General features: G+C 65.9%; 13 protein-coding genes. 2 read left to right on the forward strand and 11 right to left on the reverse strand.

The genetic code is table 11. From position 1 onward, the window contains the following. Positions 1–20: 20 nt before the first annotated feature. Both AB0M74_RS22650 and AB0M74_RS22655 read right to left on the reverse strand, forming a co-directional pair. Positions 21–854, reverse strand: coding sequence for an HAD hydrolase family protein (locus AB0M74_RS22650; RefSeq protein ID WP_366528258.1), 834 nt, complete (start codon positions 852–854; stop codon positions 21–23). A gap of 495 nt (positions 855–1349) precedes the next feature. Beyond that, positions 1350–3587, reverse strand: coding sequence for an Hsp70 family protein (locus AB0M74_RS22655; protein WP_366528259.1), 2238 nt, complete (start codon positions 3585–3587; stop codon positions 1350–1352). 543 nt (positions 3588–4130) lie between these two features. Here AB0M74_RS22655 and AB0M74_RS22660 point away from each other — a divergent pair. Then, on the forward strand, positions 4131–4892 hold the full coding sequence (locus AB0M74_RS22660; RefSeq protein WP_366528260.1) for a glucose 1-dehydrogenase: 762 nt from the start codon (positions 4131–4133) through the stop codon (positions 4890–4892). 278 nt (positions 4893–5170) lie between these two features. Here the strand turns inward: AB0M74_RS22660 and AB0M74_RS22665 are convergent, their stop codons facing one another. The 8 genes from AB0M74_RS22665 to AB0M74_RS22700 form a co-directional block, all read right to left on the reverse strand. Further along, positions 5171–6754 (reverse strand): FAD-dependent oxidoreductase, encoded by a 1584-nt coding sequence (locus AB0M74_RS22665; RefSeq protein ID WP_366528261.1) that lies wholly within the window; start codon positions 6752–6754, stop codon positions 5171–5173. Between the two features lies 1 nt (position 6755). Continuing rightward, positions 6756–7760 carry a diiron oxygenase gene (locus AB0M74_RS22670; protein WP_366528323.1) on the reverse strand — a complete coding sequence of 335 codons (1005 nt, stop codon included), beginning with the start codon at positions 7758–7760 and terminating at the stop codon, positions 6756–6758. A gap of 139 nt (positions 7761–7899) precedes the next feature. Further along, positions 7900–9057, reverse strand: coding sequence for an Hsp70 family protein (locus AB0M74_RS22675; protein WP_366528262.1), 1158 nt, complete (start codon positions 9055–9057; stop codon positions 7900–7902). A gap of 530 nt (positions 9058–9587) precedes the next feature. After that, positions 9588–10583 carry a sulfate ABC transporter ATP-binding protein gene (locus AB0M74_RS22680; protein WP_366528263.1) on the reverse strand — a complete coding sequence of 332 codons (996 nt, stop codon included), beginning with the start codon at positions 10581–10583 and terminating at the stop codon, positions 9588–9590. Between the two features lie 22 nt (positions 10584–10605). Beyond that, a complete protein-coding gene (gene cysW / locus AB0M74_RS22685) occupies positions 10606–11412 on the reverse strand; it encodes a sulfate ABC transporter permease subunit CysW (RefSeq protein ID WP_366528264.1) in 807 nt (268 codons plus the stop codon). Further along, complete coding sequence (gene cysT, locus AB0M74_RS22690; protein WP_366528324.1) at positions 11409–12209, reverse strand: sulfate ABC transporter permease subunit CysT; 801 nt, start codon at positions 12207–12209, stop codon at positions 11409–11411. Before cysT ends, cysW begins: the two co-directional genes overlap by 4 nt. 146 nt (positions 12210–12355) lie before the next feature. Further along, a complete protein-coding gene (locus tag AB0M74_RS22695) occupies positions 12356–13402 on the reverse strand; it encodes a sulfate ABC transporter substrate-binding protein (protein ID WP_366528265.1) in 1047 nt (348 codons plus the stop codon). Between the two features lie 197 nt (positions 13403–13599). Further along, positions 13600–13689, reverse strand: a complete 90-nt coding sequence (locus AB0M74_RS22700; protein ID WP_328410605.1) for an Ms4533A family Cys-rich leader peptide — start codon at positions 13687–13689, stop codon at positions 13600–13602. A gap of 104 nt (positions 13690–13793) precedes the next feature. On the opposite strand from AB0M74_RS22700, the gene AB0M74_RS22705 reads away from it, so the two are divergent. After that, positions 13794–14870, forward strand: coding sequence for a M48 family metalloprotease (locus AB0M74_RS22705; RefSeq protein WP_366528266.1), 1077 nt, complete (start codon positions 13794–13796; stop codon positions 14868–14870). Positions 14871–15032: 162 nt separating this feature from the next. Here AB0M74_RS22705 and AB0M74_RS22710 read toward each other — a convergent pair whose 3' ends face one another. Next, positions 15033–15284 (reverse strand): hypothetical protein, encoded by a 252-nt coding sequence (locus tag AB0M74_RS22710; RefSeq protein WP_366528267.1) that lies wholly within the window; start codon positions 15282–15284, stop codon positions 15033–15035. Positions 15285–15433 lie beyond the last annotated feature (149 nt).

Raw genomic sequence — 15433 nt, forward strand, 5'->3', positions numbered from 1 at the left:
TGACCAGGCCGTGCGGTGGGTCAGGCGCGGAACCAGCGTTCGAGAACCTTGGCGACACCGTCGTCGACGACATCTTCCGCGATCTCGTCGGCGAGCGCGCGAATCTCGTCGGGCGCGTTGGCCATCGCCACGGAATGTGCTGCCCAGCGCAGCATTTCGCGGTCGTTATAGCCGTCGCCGATGGCGAGGGTGGCCTCGTGAGGGATGCCGAGAGCATTGCGCAGGCGTTCCAGGGCCCAGCCTTTCGAGACACCCCGGCGGGAAACCGTGAGCCACGGACCGAATTCGCCGTGCACCCAGCTCGCGCCGGCCACCCGGAGCGAACTCAGCAATCGCAGCATCTCGGCCAGCGTGCCCTCCGGCCACCAGCCGTTCAGTCGCGGCGTCGGTTCGCTGCTCAATTCACCATCGTCGACGAGCAGGTATTCACCGATCGAGAACTCACCAGGGCTCATGCCGGTCGCCCAGGTGCCGACACCGACCTTCTCCACCGCGAAGATCATGTCCGGGAACAGCGCGCGCAATGCGGTGACGGCGGGCGCGGGATCGAATGCCTGCACGGCGACCGGCTCGCCCCTCGCCACATCTATGTGGACGGCGCCGTTGGAACACAGCGCATGCCCTTCTCTCAGGCCGACCTGCTCCAACACCGGACGCGTTGTCAGCAACGTCCGCCCGGTCGTCACGACCACATGCGCGCCCGCCGTGACCGCTGCCCGCACGGCATCGGCCACCCGCTCGGTGACCGGCGATCCCGTCTGCAGCAGTGTCCCGTCCACATCGAGCGCAATGAGCTGGGGTCCCCCGCTTACAACCACCAACCCATTGTGCATCGGCGCGCCGCCGGGCGTCATCCGATCAATTGTCAGGAGTTCCAGGCGCACTCGGTCATCGAGACCTGCGATCCCACACGGTTGCGGTCATCCACTCACTCGCGGGCGGATAGGCCACCGACGTGATTCGACATGCCGGGGGAATCCCCACGCGAGACCGTTCCCATATCGTCCGTGCCGATGCCGCGGGAGCGATCCGCGCGAGGGCGGTGGTGACGAACATCGTTTCGAGCGCCTCCCCCGCACCCGTCCGATACACACCGACGAGCAGCGCCCACGACCGGATACGGCAAGCAGAGTTCGGATGGCGGGGTCGGCAGCATCCTCGTTATGGTCGCCGCCGCCCCGGTCTCAGCCGACATTCATGGTGACAACGGGCCGATGGCCTGGTGGGGGCTGAAGCAGCGCGCGGAGTCGCCGACGAACGCAAGACAACGGCACGCGACCAGCTCACGGACGATCACTAGGCAGTCACTACCTGCAGGTCGGCGACTCTCGAAGTCCCTCGACTCGACGTCAGCGGCCGTGCACACCGCCTCCGAAACCACCGGCGCCACCCGCGCCACCGAAACCACCTGCGCCACCGCCACCGAAACCACCGGCGCCACCGAAACCACCTGAGCCACCGAGACCACCTGCGCCACCGCCACCGAATCCACCTGCGCCACCGGAGTGGCCCGAGAATGCACCACCCGATGAAGCTCCACCCGAACTCGCGCCACCTGGCAAGGCTCCTCCGAAGGAGTTGCCACCTGAAGACGCGCCACCCGAAGACGCGCCTGACGGAAATGCCCCACCCGAGGACGCACCACCTGAAGTGCCTGCGCCCGAGGATGTTCCGCCGGCCGAGGCGCCACCGGACGAAGCTCCCCCAGACCTCGGACCACCCGAAGATGTCCCACCGGATGCACCCGACGACAAACCGTCCGGATCCCCCGGGAACGGACCTCCGGAAGAAGCACCACCCGAGGTGTCGCCGCCTGACGATGCGGCACCCGAGGCTGCGCCGGAGCCCACGCCGCCGGAATTCACACCATCGTGCGCCGTTTCGCCTGACGTGGAACCGGATGCGCCCCCGGAGGCTGGAGTGCCCGTCGCACCACCCGACGTCGGGTTACCAGTCCCACCACCGGACGTCGGGTTACCAGTCCCACCACCGGACGTCGGGTTACCAGCCCCACCACCGGACGTCGGGTTACCAGCCCCACCACCAGTGGTCGGAATACCAGCCCCACCACCAGTGGTCGGAATACCGGCCCCACCACCAGTGGTCGGACTACCGGTCCCACCACCCGACGAAGTCCCCGTCCCAGGAGTCGCTGGAGTGGTGGGGGACGGATTGGACGGGGCAGGAGCAGGAGTCGTGCCGGGAAAACCGGGCGGGAAACTGATCCTGGGAATAGCTGGGACGCGCGGCGTCAGGTTCACGTTGGGTGCGGGAAAGAAAGGCAGTGGGTTGTTGAATTGAGCCGGGTTGGCGTAGGTGTCAAGTCCGGATTGCGGTGTGTCGCAACAGGATCGTGGGTTCTGGTGGGAACGGGGCCCGGATTCGGCCAGCGTCGGTCCGAATCGGGCCGACTGGGCGACGGGTGCGATCGCGAGAGCGGAGGGGGCGTAGGCGATCGGCCGCGATCCCGTGCCCCCGGCTCGCCACAATTGGTCGAGCGCTGCGTCGCCACTCGGTTCATACAGCAGGACATCCGCGGGAACGCCGATGTCGGGTAAGCGGTCGAGCGCCGGGGATAGTCCGGTGTCGATGGGTCCGCCGAACACGGTCACGGCCGAGACGGCGATCGCGGATGCGACTGCGGCACCGGAGAACACCGTGGGGTGCGGCACGAAATGATTGCCCGTGACGGCGGGGACGAAGGTGCGCGCGGCGTAGTAAGCGGCGCCGGCGGCGACGGTCTGACCGGGATCGGCCGACATCACCACGGGGCGACCGAGTTCGGCGAGTGTCCGCGCGACCTCCGCCGGCCGGCCCGCGCCGCCGATGAGCAAGATGCGTCCGATATCGGAGAGGGTGAGGCCGGTCGACTCCACACACGCCCGCACGACATCGAAGGAATCGCGGATGTGCTCGGTGCGCAACCCGTCGACGTCGACGATCGAGGTCATCGACAACGGTGCGGTGCGACCGGGAGCGACGCCGTGAGCATATCGCGCGATCATCGAGCCGAGCGGTCGGCCGCCGAAGTCGTAGGAGCGCATCGGCTTTCCCACCATAGGATGGTCTTCCCAGTCGGGACCGACCCGCACGACGGTGACGTCCAGACTGGTGCCGCCGAGGTCGTACACCAGCATGAAGCCGGGTTCCAGCGGACCCCGCTCCTGCTCGAGCCACTCCGCTGCCGCCACGGGTTCGGGCACCAGCAGCACGTCTCGCGCTCCGGCGAGATCCATGGCCTGGCGCAGCAGCGCGACCTGTTTGTCGGAATACGCTGCCGGGTAGGTGGATACGGCACCTGCGATCGGCTCGACGGCCTCGATCAGGCTGTTCACCACGGCCGCAACCAGATTGGCGGGGGACCAGATCCGCCCGCCGACGATCACCGGCTCTGGATCGCGGGCCAGATCGGCGAAATCACTGACTGCCATGCTGAATTGGGGTATCCCACCGATTCGGATGCCGCCCGCGCTGTCGAACGTCACCGCCGAACGTCGAGTGCGCACCGATGGCCGGGAGCGCTCTACGCTCACCGAAGCCGATACGGAGTTCACTGAACCGATGCTGAAGCCCACGCCTGTAGTCATTCGCCATCCCGTCAACGCACCGTGACCACGTCCATCACACAGGAGATCCATGTGGCCGCGGTCGTCTTCCAAATAGCCCCCACAGGTTAACTGCCTACCGGCCAGTACGGATGCTGAATTGATATGGAAAATTCTACCGCCGTTGGCTATACATCATTTATCCAGGTAGATGGGTTATGCGAGGCCGATTCAGGCGTTTCGCCGACGGCAATTCGACTGCAGTAGCGCAGATTCCGCTACTACGCAGCGATCTGGATATCCATCTTGGACCTCCACTGTCGCCACTCGACAGCCTCCGATCAAACCCGGACAACGCACACCGACCGGTCGGTAACCGAATCGTTGCCAGCGCTATGCATTTCGTGGCACACGTGCCCCATTCGCATGAATATGACACGTCAAATGCAAAGGCTGTTTTCCGCCAGCACCGCACTACCGCCCCGGCTTGACTGGGTACAGCGATGCGGCGCACGACCGAGACAAGATCCGGTCTGCGGCTTCATCCGACACAAAAAGGCAAGGACGAGAAGGGAACTCAAGACGATGTCTACACGCTTCGCGGAGAAGGTCGTGCTGATCACCGGAGCGAGCTCAGGGGTCGGCAAGGCCGTGGCCCTGCGCGTCGCCGCCGAGGGCGCGGCCGTGGTACTCGGCGCTCGTGGCAAAGACGCAGGCGAGCGGGTCGCCTCCGACATCCGTGCGGCGGGCGGCCGCGCGCTGTTCGTGCCGACGGATGTGACCGTCGAAGCCGATGTGGCCCGGCTGACGCAGGCCGCGTTGACCGAATACGGTCGTCTGGACGGAGCTTTCAACAACGCGGGCGCGGTCAACGCCTTCGGTTCGGTCTCCGACATCGAGGAGTCCGGCTGGCGCGCCGATATCGAGCTCAATCTGACCAGCGTGTTCTACGGTCTGCGCCACCAGGTTCCGGCCTTGGTCGCCTCCGGCGGCGGCGCGATCCTGAACAACGCCTCGAATCTCGGCGTGGTCGGCATGGGCCAGGTCGCCCCGTATGTCGCAGCCAAACACGGCGTGATCGGACTGACGCGCGCGGTGGCCTTGGAGACGGCCGAACAGGGTGTGCGGGTGAACGCGATCGTCTCCGGCGCGATCGACACGCCCGCCTTCCGCAACTCGATGGGCGCGACACCGGAGGGCGAAGCGGCGATTGCCGCACTGCATCCCCTCGGCCGAATCAGCAAGCCCGAGGAGATCGCCTCGTTCTGCGCGTACCTGCTCAGCGCCGAAGCAAGCTTCGTCACCGGCGCGGCACTCGCGATCGACGGCGGGTTCACAGCTCGGTGAGTATCGCGTCCTTGTAGACAGGCGCGGCACCTCGGCTCGAACACGCCCTCATCACGTGGCCGCCGGCCGAGGTGCCGACAACCGCTCTTGTGACCCTACCGTCTGATCGCCGCCACCGGACCCAGTCCGTACAACAGTCCCGCATTCGGCCCGTGAGCGCGCAGGCCGAGCAGCAGGCGATCCGGCGGTGCCGTGATGGTCTGCGACTGTGCGTATCAGGTCGCTCCCGCAGCCGTCGCCGCCCGAGCTGCGGGTTGCGAGGGGCGGCTCGGCCGCAATCAAGCGCGGGCAAGCAGTCGCCGGATCGGGCCGGGACGCTGCGCCGCCCCTGCCGCGTGCACCGCGGGCTGACGGTTGCGCACCAGGCGAGCGAATTCTTTGGCACTGCCACGGGGTTCAGGCAGCAGACCGGCATTGAAATCATCGGCCAACTGCTGCACCGTCTCCTGCGCGCACGACTTGTTGGTGCCGATGAAGCCGGTGGGGCCGCGCTTGATCCAGCCGGTGACGTAGGTGCCTGGGAACACCGATCCGCCTGCCTGATGTAGGACACGTCCGTCCCGGTTCGGAATCACCGCCGCCTGGTCGTCGAATGGCAACCCGGGCAACGCAACACCGCGATAGCCCACCGACGTCAGCACAAGTCCGGCGTCGATCCGCTCGGTCTCCCCCGTCGCAACGGCACGAACCCGGCCGTCCGGGTCGGTGACCAGTTCGTTGCGACCGACCTCGACCCCGATGACCTCGTCGGTGCCGAGAATTTCGGTCGGCGCGGCCAGGTAGCGGAAGATGATCCGTTTGCGAGCGCCGAACGGGCGGTCGGCCACGCTGCGCAGCAGTCGCATCTTCTGCTCTACCTGGTAGGGCAGGCCCTCGGCCGGGTCGGGCAGCTCGCCCTCGATGGCGATATCGACATCGGCGCCGAGCAGGCCGACGAATTCCGGAACGGTAAAAGCAGATTCGGCAGGACCACGGCGGCCGAGGACGACGACCTCTTCGATCTCGCTGTGCCGCAACGCCCGCAACGCGTACGGCGCGATATCGGTGCCTGCCAATGACGCCGGATCGCTGGCGAGGATGCGCGCGACATCGAGCGCCACATTGCCGTTGCCGACGATGACGACCCGGCGCTGCGACAGATCGAAGGTGTCGCCCGCATGATCGGGATGCCCGTTGTACCAGGCGACGAAGTCGGTCGCGGAGACATTGCCCGCCAACCCCTCACCGGGGATACCGAGCTTACGATCCGAGGACGCTCCGACCGCGTAGATCACCGCATGGAAGTGTCCGAGCAGCTCCTCATGCGAAACATGCTTGCCCACGTCGACATTCAGGTAGGACCCGAACCCGGGCTGCGCCGAGATGACATCGAACAGCTCGCTGACCTGTCTGGTCTTGCCATGGTCCGGCGCGACACCGTGCCGGGCGAGTCCATAAGGCACCGGCAGGCGATCGAAGACCGTCACCGACACCTCGGGCTGGGTCAACAGCTCGTCGGCCGCATACATCGCCGACGGCCCCGATCCGACGATCGCCACCCGCAGCGGCTGCCGTTCGGCATGGATCTCGGCCGCGGGCACCGGACGCGCGAGCAGCGGACGCGGGCGCGCCTGACGGTAGAAGTCAGCGTTGATTTCGATGAACGGCTTCTGCTCATCGGTCAGCTTCTTCGACGAGGTGATGGCGTCGACCGGGCAGGCGCTGGCGCAGGCACCACAGTCCACGCACGCCTGCGGGTCCACGTACAGCATCTCCGCCGTCAGGAAGTCCGGTTCGTCGGGCGTGGGATGGATGCAGTTGACCGGGCAGGCGTAGACGCAGGACGCGTCGCTGCAACAGGATTGGGTGACAACGTAGGGCACGTCAGGCAGCCTTGACCGCGCGCAGCGGCTCCGAACGGTAGCGGGTAGTGTGGCCGTCGATCCGGAGCAGCTTCCAGACCGCCTTGGAGATCGGGTTCATCAGGCCGATGTCGTTGGCCAGGGTGCGCACGTCGGCGAAGTAGTCGCGGAAGACCTGCTTGGCTTCTTTGGAGCCGTAGAACAGTTCCTTGCGGACCGACGGCGGGATATCGAACTCCTCGAAGAACGCCTTCGGTGGCGTCGCGATCGAGCGCCCGAGGATCCACATGACGATCGGCATCGCGACCGACAGCACCAGCTTGCCGGCCGGGTTCGCCTCTGGCACATGCTTCTTGAGGAACTCGTGCGCGAAGGAGATGTGGCGTGCTTCCTCGGCGACGTGAATGGCCATCACCCCGAGCATGATCGGGTGGACCTCTTCGCCGGAGCGCAGGATGGCCTTCTGGATGTGGTCGATCGGCTCTTCGCCGGCCAGCACCGCCATGAAGAACAGGTTCGGGAACAGCCCGGCCACCGGAGCGCCGAGGTACTTGAACTTGCTCACCAGCGGGCCCATCCCGGGAACGTCGACACCGATCCGGTTCACCATCTCCTGGAACATCAGGGTGTGGTTGTGCTCCTCGATCATTTCGTGGGAGCAGTAGCGGAATTCGGGTGAGCCGTTGGGCAGGCCGAAGTTGTGCGTCGCCATACCGCTGATGAGGATCGATTCGAACTGCAGACCGACCTTGGCCACGTTGGCCTGACGGTACTTGCCGATCTTGATCTTCTCCTCGTCGGAGAGCGCGAGGTACCAGGGGTGGCGGCCGAGGGTGTCGCCGGACATCGGCAGGATCCACCGCTCTTCGCCTGCGTCGGCCGCGTAGTCGGGGTTGTCCCAGTCGATGTCCTCGAACGGGTCGAAGTGCTTGTTGATCGACCCTTCGGAGAGCAGCAGCAATTTCGCTGCGTACTCCTGCGCCTTCTCCAGATCGGGATCGACTGCGGGCGTCACGGCTGCAGACATCGTCGTCACTGCCTCTCCTCATGGGACAATTTATCTGTTTCCCATAGTTACACCAACGGCCACGGCAGTCAACCCGGCACCCGCTCGACCTTCGCGGTGGCGAGCCGGATACAGGCCACCGCAGGCGGTCTCTCCCGCGTTATCGCACCCCGAACTGCGACAATCCCGCGACCACCGAATCCGCGGGCACAGCGAGCGCAAGCACGACACCGGCCGCCGACATCCCCGCCGCGATGGCAACTTTCGTCAATCTGCGCCGCGTCCGCTGTGACAACAACAAGGCCGTCCTCGTCGCCCTGCCGTGCGGCCCACGATGTTTGCGTCCGTGCGAAACACCCGCTGCCTCCTCGACAGCGGCCACGGACCTGCGCGCGATGATCGCGGCGCCCTCGGCGATCGTGCGCTCCGGATCCGGGGCCGTGATCACCGGGCGCGCCAACTCACCCGCCAGTACCTGGGAGACCTCGATCGGCCGAGCCGCGCCACCGACCACCAGTACGCAGTCCACATCGGCCATCGTCACGTCGGCCATGCCGAGACAGCGATACACCAACTCCAAAGAACGGCGCACCTGCTCGGTACGCAGCGCGTCGGCGGTCGTGCCGGTGACCGCCCCCGACAGCGCGGCAGCGGCACCACCGGTCCCAGCCCGCTCGGCGACCAGCGCACCGAAGGCACGGCCACCGAATTTCGGCGAGCGCAGCGGGACACCGACGATCGGATTGTGCGGACGACCCGCGCCCACTCGGACCAGGGTGACGTCGAGGGTGGACCCACCTAGGTCATAGACCAACGCCAGCCCTGGCATGAGCGGGCCACGCGTGGCTTCCAGCCAGATCGCGGCGGCGACCGGCTCGGCGACCAGCACCACATGCCCGAGGGCGACGGCATCCAGTGCCGCGCGCAGTTCGTCCACGTGGGCGTCGGTGTAGCCCGCCGGATGGGTCAGCACGATCCCGGCCTCGACCGCCCGGCGATCGCGCCGCGCCTCGGTGATCAGGCATTCGGCGACCACCGCGACCAGATCGGCGGAGGACAGGGCACGATGCCCGACTCGGGCCCGCAAAGTGGTGCGCTGAGTAAGGTCGGCGAATTCGGTGATGGCGCGACCGTGCCGCGGAATCATGCCCACTCGCGCCATGCCGGTGCTGTCGAAGGTGAGTGTGGTGCGGCGGGTGATGGCGGGCGAACGCTCGGCGGCGGAGCGTCGCCCCGGCGGAGCCTTGGCCGAACGCTCCTCCGCCAGAGCGGAAACCGTGTTCACGGTGCCGATACTCAAACCGAGACCAACCGCCATCGCAATCCACCTGATCGCCGAGCCGATTTGCTTCGAACCCCATCACGCAACCACTCGGCGACCCGCCTGCCAACCACCGGACATACGATTGTCCGCATCCGCCTGCACCGATACAGGTCGTATAGCGAAAGCGCCGAGCACCGCTCACCTGCCACGCTGTGCGTAACTTTGCGCAGGCAGCTGGATTTCCTTACGGCGCGGCGAAATTCGAGGATGCCCTCTCCGAGTTAGCCAGCCGAGTAGCAGACCGCCCAGTCGCCATGGAGCACGCTTCCCTCCCCGCAACACGGGCACCGCGCTATCCCATCCGGCAACAAAACAGCACCAGGCCAGCTACCGACTGGCTGAATCCATCTACCGCACAGGCGCTTCCGGATCGCCATCGGTGTGCATTTCGTCCGGTGTGTCCCGAATTCCAGGATGGGTCGGTCGCCTGCTCCTGCTACTCGAGCAACAGTATCGGGGTTGCCGAACGCTGTAGGTGAGTCGCCAGAACGTGCGCGTAGTCCGGTACATGCACCTGAAGTGCCTTATCCGGCGGGCAACTCCGGGATGCGGGTAGCACGGGCGAAGACCGTCTCCCCCTCGTTGAGGTGCAGCGCCTCGGCATCGCCGCGGGTTACCTGAGCTGCGAACAGATCTCCGGTAGCGGCGTTGCGCAACTCGACACGCACCTCGAAGCCGAGATGCACGACACGTTCCACGGTCGCGCGGGTGACACCGGCCGATTCCGCGGTGCCCTCATGCGCGGCCAGCGCCATGCTCGCGTCGCGGCCGACCCGAATATCGTGCGGACGCACCAGGTGTCCGTTGAGGCGGGCCACCGCACCGAGGAACGACATCACGAATTCGTTGGCGGGACGGTCGTACACGTCCTCTGGGGTGCCGACCTGCTCGATGCGGCCCTTGTTCATCACCGCGATCCGGTCGGCGACGTCGAGCGCCTCCTCTTGATCGTGGGTGACGAGCACGGTGGTCACGTGGACCTCTTCGTGCAACCGACGCAACCAGGTGCGCAGGTCCGCGCGAACCTTGGCGTCCAGTGCGCCGAACGGCTCGTCGAGCAGCAGCACCTGCGGGTCGACGGCGAGCGCGCGTGCCAGCGCCATGCGCTGACGCTGACCACCCGACAGCTGTGCGGGGTAGCGATGCTGGAAACCGTCGAGGCCGACGATGCCGAGCAGTTCATCGACCCGCTTGGCGATTTCGCCCTTGGGGCGCTTGCGGATCTTCAGCCCGAACGCCACGTTGTCGCGCACTGTCATGTGTTTGAACGCGGCGTAATGCTGGAACACGAAACCGATGTCACGCTTTTGCGGCGCCACCCTCGTGACATCGCGCCCGGCGATGACAACGACGCCGGAGTCGAGCGACTCCAGCCCGGCGATGGACCGCAGCAGCGTCGACTTGCCCGAACCCGACGGTCCGAGCAGCGCGGTCAGCTCTCCGGAGGGAATGTCGATGGAGACATCGTCGAGAGCGGCGAACGAACCGTAGTTCTTCTTCGCGTTGTTCACGATAATCATGGGTGGCCTCCGGCAAGGGTGATCACTTGGTGCCCCGCTTACGTTCGAGGAGGGTCATCAGCAGTAGTACGACGAGCGCGATGCCCATCAGCAGGGTGGCGGCGGCATATGCGCCGAAGGTGTTGTGGTCGTTGATGTATCGGCCGTGCACGAGCAGGGTCAGCGTCTGTGACTTGCCGGGCAACGCGGAGGACACCATGATCACCGCACCGAATTCGCCGAGCGCGCGAGCGACGGTGAGCACGACGCCATAGGTCAGGCCCCAGCGGATGGCGGGCAGTGTGATGCGCCAGAAGGTCTGCCACCGGGATGCGCCGAGCGTGGCCGCGGCCTGCTCTTGCTCGTCGCCGATCTCGTGCAGCACCGGCTCCACCTCACGCACGACGAACGGCAGTGTGACAAAGATGGTGGCGATCACCATGCCCGGCAGATTGAAGATCACCTTGAAGCCGAGGTCCTCCAGACCACCGAGCCAACCGTTGGCGCCCCACAGCAGGATCAGAGCGACGCCGACCACGACCGGTGAGACGGCGAACGGCAGGTCGACGATGCCCTGAACCAGAGTGCGGCCGGGGAACTTGCCGCGCACCAGCGCAAGCGCGGTGACGATGCCGAAGATGACATTCACCGGCACCACGATCGCCACGATGATGATCGAGAGCTGGAAAGCGGAGATCGCCGCGGGCGTGGTGATCGCGTCGACGAATGCGCCGACGCCCTTCTCGAAGGTGCGCCACAGGATGATGACCAGCGGCAACACCAGCAGGATGAACAGGTAGCCCAGTGCGATGGTCCGCAATGAAATGCGAGTCAGCGGAGAAAGTTTCATCGAGCGGCCTGTTCCTTACGCGCACTGCGCTCGGCAAGCAGCCGCAGCACGAACAGTGCCACGAACGAGATGGCGAGCAACGTGACCGAGACCGCCGCCGCGTTCACCGGCCGGTCGATCTCGATCTGCTTCTGGATGTACTGCGAGGCCATCTCCGTCTTGCGCGGAATGGCCCCACCGATCAGCACCACCGAGCCGTATTCGCCGATAGCCCGGGCGAAGGCGAGGCCGCCGCCACTGATGACGGCGGGTGCCAGGGTCGGCAACACGATCCGTCGGAAAGTAGTCCAGTTGTCCGCGCCGAGCGACAGTGCGGCCTGCTCGACCTCGCGGTCGGCCTCGATCAGCACCGGTTGCACCGAGCGCACCACGAACGGCAGCGTGACGAACGCCAATGCCACGACCAGTCCGGGCTGGGTGGCATTGAGGTGGATGTCGATCGGACTCTGCGGCCCGTACAGCGACAACAGCACGATGCTGGCCACGATGGTCGGCAGCGCGAAGGGCAGGTCGATGAGCGCGTTGACGACGCCTTTGCCGGGAAATTCGTCGCGGACGAGCACCCAGGCGATCAACGTGCCCATCACGACATTGATCACCGCGACCACCACCGACACCAGGACGGTGATCCGCAGCGAGTCGAGTGCGGCGGGTGCGGTGACGGCGTCCCAGAACCCGGACCAGCCGTTGTCGAAGGATGCGACGGTGAGTGCGGCCAGTGGCAACAGCACGATGATGCTGAGCCACAACACGGCGGTGGCGATGCCGAGCGGGCCGACCGAGCCGGTGACCCGCAGCCACGACCAGTCGAAGCGCCCGAGCGCGGCGGCGGGCACTGTCGCGCCCGCCTCTACGGAAACGCCGGAACCGGGCGCGGGCCCGGTTCCGGTGTTGCTGCTGTCTGTCACAGTCTCGAGTATCCCGTGTGGCTCAGGTCACCGAGCTACTTGGTGGCCTTGTCGTAGATGACCGCGACGGAGCCGGTGTTCGCGGTGAACAGCTCCTTGTCCACGGTCTTCCAGCCACCGAGATCGGCGATGGTCCACAGCTTCTGCGGGGTCGGGAAGTCCTTGGTGAAGTCGGCGGCCACCTTCGGGTCGACCGGACGGAAACCGGCCGAAGCCCACGCCTTCTGGCCCTCGGGGGTGTACAGGAAGTCGCGGAAAGCGGTGGCCTTCTCCAGGTTCTTGGTGTTCTTCAGTACCGCGACCGGATTCTCGATCTTGAAGGTGGTCGGCGGGACGACGTGCTCGATCGGGTCGCCGTTGCGCTCGGAGAACAACGCCTCGTTCTCGTAGCTGAGCAGCACGTCACCGGTGCCTTGCAGGAAGGTCTCGGTGGCCTCACGACCGGACTTCGGCTGGACCTTCACATGCTCCTTGGAGATGAGCTGGCTCAGGTAATCGAGTCCGGCCTGCGGGTTCTTGCCACCGTCGCTCTTGGCGGCGTACGGAGCGAGCAGGTTCCACTTGGCCGAGCCCGAGCTGAACGGGTTCGGGGTGACCACCTCGACACCCGGCTTCAGCAGGTCGTCCCAGTCCTTGATGCCCTTCGGGTTGCCCTTGCGAACCACGATCGCGACGACCGAACCGAACGGAATTCCCTTGGTGGCGTCGGCATTCCAGCTCGCGTCGACCAGACCCGCGTCGACCAATCGGGTGATGTCGGGCTCCACCGAGAAGTTCACGATGTCGGCCTCGGCGCCGTCCTTGACCTTGCGGGACTGGTCACCAGAGGCACCATAGGACCCGTTGACCTGGACGTTCTTGCCCTTTTCGGTCTTGTTGAATTCAGGGACCACCTTGTCGAAGCCCGGCTTCGGCACGGCGTAGGCAAAGAGGTTCAGTGTGCCGCCGCTGCCGTCGGAACCACTACCTCCGACGGTGTCACTGGCTCCACCGCCGCACGCGGTGAGTGCAACCGCCGCGATCGCGGTGAGAGCGGCAGCGCCGTAGCGTCGACGCGGCGAGAGCCAAGATTTGCGAGACATGGGGGTGGACCTTTCCAACGGAACCGTCACTGCCGGCACGGCGATCGATGACGGAGGAGCTGATGCTGATCGGTAGACCTGCTGCTACGGCAGTGGCGCGACTCTCGGCCGGACGGCCGCCGGGGTTCGGACACATCTGCGAAAAAGGTGCGTGCCAGTCTACGAGGAAACGACGCGCAGAAGTGCCGGGTTACCGATCAACGACAGTGAATATCGGCGACATCGAGGTTGCCGACAGCGATCAACGCCAATTCATGGCGGACCAGCGGGACGGCACTCGAAGACACGGGCAGACTGTAGCAGAGCGGACGCCACTGTCTCGAATTATGACGGCGACTGCGTGCAGGCCGCTGACCACAGGCAGAGTTCCAAAAAGAGGGGTCTTCATCCCATGACTACCAGCCCGGATCGTGTCCGCACCCGACTGCCGGGCATCAGCACGCGCGCCTGGGAACATCCGGCCGACCGCACCGCCCTGGTGACGCTGCGTTCGCTGTCCGGTTTCGACGTGGTGCTGCGCGCACTGTCGGGGTTGTTGCAGGAACGCCAGCACCGGCTGCTGTATCTGGCGACCGCCGTCCGGGTCGACGAGCGCCAGTTCCGTTCGCTGCATCAGTTGCGCGAGGACTGCGTCGAGATCCTCGACGCGCGCACGACGCCCGAGATGTTCGTCTTGCAGAGCCCGCACGTCAACGCCTTGACCATCGGCATGGACACCCCGTTCATCGTGCTGACCACCGGACTCATCGACCTGATGGACACCGAAGAGCTGCGCTTCATCGTCGGCCACGAACTCGGCCACGCCCTGTCCGGCCACGCCGTCTACCGCACCATGCTCATGCACCTGCTGCGGCTGTCGGCAAGCATCGGCTGGATGCCGGTGGGCGGTTGGGCATTACGCGCCATCGTGGCCGCGCTGATGGAGTGGAGTCGCAAATCCGAGCTGTCCGGCGACCGGGCCGGACTCCTCTGTGGGCAAGACGTGGATGCCTCGGTGCGGGTGCACATGAAGACCGCGGGCGGCACCTGGATCAAGGAAATGAACCACGGCGCATTCCTGGCCCAGGCCGACGACTACGAACGCTCCGGCGACCTGCGCGACGGCGTCCTGAAACTGCTCAACCTGGAACTGCAAAGCCACCCGTTCTCGGTGCTGCGGGCCGCCGAACTGCGCCGCTGGATCCAATCCGGCGAATACAACCGCATGCTGGCAGGCGAATACCCGCGCCGCGAACACGACAAGAACACCAGCATCAGCGACGAGATGAAGGAAGCCGCCCGCACCTACCGGCAGAACTTCGACCAATCCGAAGACCCACTCATCCGCACCGTCCGCACCCTCGGCAAGGACGTGGGGTCGGCCGTGAGCACCGTTGGCCACGAAGTCGGCGAAACGGTCTCGAAGATCGGCAAGCGATTCAACGATTGGCGCGCCGGCGAGCGAGACAACCGACCACCGACCGGCTAGCCCGACAACGCTCGAGTCGACGTGAGCGAGATGGCGGCTCCCCGACCCTCTGCGGCCACCATTTCAATCACGCCATCACCCATGATCAGCGGGTGAACAGCCAGGCCACGAGTACGAGGACGAGTAGGGCGACGAGGGCTAGCTGGACGCGGGAGCGTGGCATCAACGGGCTCCGCTCTGGGCGGGCTCGCGCACTTCGGCGACGGGGAGGGCCTGCTCTTGGAGCGCGGCGGCCGCTACCACACGGTCGCGGCCGAGGGCGTGCATGGCGGCGCGCAAGACCCGGTCGAGGCCGTAAGCGATGGCGAAGCTGATCGGGACCATGCCGACCAGGACAACGAGGAACTGCGGGATGAACGGCAATCCGGCCACCCACAGTTCGAACCCGTCCCACCAACCAGCAATCGCATGCACAGCGACAGCCTACTCACGCCGGATAAACGAGCCGCAAACGAGCACGGCTCGGGGGCCGGTGGACGTGTGGGCGAGCTGGAACGAAGATGAGGTATGGCGTCCTACGATGATCTGACCGTCCAAGAACCCGATGGCTTGCCCTCGTTGAG

Origin of the sequence: Nocardia sp. NPDC051463 (genome assembly GCF_040681975.1) — a bacterium.
Classification (GTDB): Bacteria; Actinomycetota; Actinomycetes; order Mycobacteriales; family Mycobacteriaceae; genus Nocardia.

Bases quoted from the DNA above. Each gene is read 5' to 3' on its own strand.
- AB0M74_RS22660 (WP_366528260.1), top strand. From the start codon at position 4,131: ATGTCTACACGCTTCGCGGAGAAGGTCGTGCTGATCACCGGAGCGAGC.
- cysW (WP_366528264.1), bottom strand. From the start codon at position 11,412: ATGAAACTTTCTCCGCTGACTCGCATTTCATTGCGGACCATCGCACTG.
- AB0M74_RS22705 (WP_366528266.1), top strand. From the start codon at position 13,794: ATGACTACCAGCCCGGATCGTGTCCGCACCCGACTGCCGGGCATCAGC.
- AB0M74_RS22655 (WP_366528259.1), bottom strand. From the start codon at position 3,587: ATGACTACAGGCGTGGGCTTCAGCATCGGTTCAGTGAACTCCGTATCG.
- AB0M74_RS22680 (WP_366528263.1), bottom strand. From the start codon at position 10,583: ATGATTATCGTGAACAACGCGAAGAAGAACTACGGTTCGTTCGCCGCT.
- AB0M74_RS22650 (WP_366528258.1), bottom strand. From the start codon at position 854: ATGACGCCCGGCGGCGCGCCGATGCACAATGGGTTGGTGGTTGTAAGC.
- AB0M74_RS22670 (WP_366528323.1), bottom strand. From the start codon at position 7,760: ATGTCTGCAGCCGTGACGCCCGCAGTCGATCCCGATCTGGAGAAGGCG.
- AB0M74_RS22695 (WP_366528265.1), bottom strand. From the start codon at position 13,402: ATGTCTCGCAAATCTTGGCTCTCGCCGCGTCGACGCTACGGCGCTGCC.
- AB0M74_RS22675 (WP_366528262.1), bottom strand. From the start codon at position 9,057: ATGGCGGTTGGTCTCGGTTTGAGTATCGGCACCGTGAACACGGTTTCC.